This window comes from Vibrio sp. OPT46 (assembly GCF_015163535.1).
In the GTDB taxonomy this organism is placed as follows: Bacteria; Pseudomonadota; Gammaproteobacteria; order Enterobacterales; family Vibrionaceae; genus Vibrio; species Vibrio alginolyticus.
Genome location: NZ_JADDYG010000184.1, coordinates 5354 through 6973, shown reverse-complemented (window position 1 = coordinate 6973; position 1620 = coordinate 5354). Strand labels below are relative to the sequence as shown.

At 46.6% G+C, this 1620-nt stretch carries 1 protein-coding gene and 1 pseudogene; both read right to left on the bottom strand.

Annotation, left to right across the window (positions count from 1 at the left end):
• A pseudogene (locus IQR33_RS32645) lies at positions 1 to 242 on the bottom strand (tryptophan synthase subunit beta); the annotation flags it as partial.
• Between the two features lie 64 nt (positions 243 to 306).
• The coding region (trpCF, locus tag IQR33_RS08635; RefSeq protein ID WP_193843632.1) for a bifunctional indole-3-glycerol-phosphate synthase TrpC/phosphoribosylanthranilate isomerase TrpF at positions 307 to 1620 on the bottom strand (1314 nt) is incomplete at its 5' end.

The window sequence follows — 1620 nt, the reverse complement described above, 5'->3', positions numbered from 1 at the left end:
TGAAGTAGGTCTTCACGTTTTAGGTACAGTTTGGTTTTCGTACCTTTGGTTAGGTTACGAGTTAGAGTCAAAGCCGTTGGACGGCCCGCATACTCTTGAAGAAGCGTCATGAACTCACTGCGGAATTCTGGATCTTCTTGCGCGTCTATAAACGCTTGCTCTAGTTGCTCCAGTGCTGGAACTAGAATTTGCGGAACGTACTGACCGCCGTATTCGCCAAAGTAGGCATTCAGTTTTGCCATCGTTATATTCCTTCTCGTATTTTTCGCTACGAATAGCTTTAAATTTTTTAGCTGATATCCAGCTTTAGTAGTTGCGAATAGCGGTGAATGCCGCGAGCAACTTCTGTGAATCTTTTTTGCCTGGTGCGCTTTCTACACCAGAGTTTAAATCTAATCCCAAGCAACCTAGTGTCGCTGCTTGTTGAGCATTTTCTGGCGACAGTCCGCCCGCTAGCATAATTTGACTTGGGTCGCCAATCAGTGACCAGTCGAACACTTGACCAGTTCCGCCAGTTTGAGTGCCCACTTGCGCATCTAATAAATGGCGATCAATGTTTTCTGCAAGTAGTTCTGGCTTGGCATCAGTCACGCCGTAAGCTTTCCAAATTTCTACCGCTGCTGGCAGTTCGGCTTTGAGTTGGTTTACGTAAGCTTGGTCTTCTTGACCGTGCAGCTGCACTGCTTTTAAACCCAAAGAGGTCACGACAGAAGCAACAAAATCGATATCGTGATTTTGGAAAACGCCAACGTAATTCAGTGGAGCACCGCTCATGGTTAAGCGAGCACCTTCAAGGTCAACCGCACGCTTCGACTTCTCGACAAAAATCAGGCCACCAAATACTGCGCCAGATTGATACGCTTTTGCTGCGTCATCTGGATGCGTTAAGCCACACACTTTGTTTTCGCCTAACGTCACTTTACGTACTGCAAGTTCAAGGTTGTCTTCCGCCATCAGTGAACTACCAATCAAGAAGCCGTCTGCGTATTCCGCTAAATCACGAACTTGTTGATGTGTATAAATGCCAGATTCTGAGATTACTGTTGCGTTAGGAGCCAGTTCGCGAATTGTCGGTGCCAGTTCTTTAGTACGATTCAAATCAGTACTTAGGTCGCGAAGGTTACGGTTATTAATGCCGATAACGCGTGCGCCTAGCTTAACGGCACGATGAAGCTCTTCTTCGTTGCTGACTTCGGTCAAGATACCCATGTTCAGGCTGTGCGCCGCTTCCTCTAGCGCTTTGTACTCTTCGTCATTAAGGACAGAAAGCATCAGTAGCACGGCATCAGCACTGTAATGACGTGCTAGGTAAACTTGGTAGGTATCTACCATGAAGTCTTTGCACAGAACCGGTTGTTTGACTTGACCGCGCACTTGAGGAAGAAAGTCAAAGTTACCTTGGAAGTACTTTTCGTCTGTTAGGACTGAAATTGCATCTGCGTGGTTGTTGTAAACCGACGCAATGTAATCCAAGTCGAAGTGATCACGAATCAAACCTTTAGAAGGAGATGCCTTCTTACATTCGGTGATGAATGCCGTCTTTTCGCCACTCAGAGCATCGTAGAAGCTGCGGTCCGATGGCAGCAAATCAGACTGAAATGTGCTTAGCGGTTGAGACAT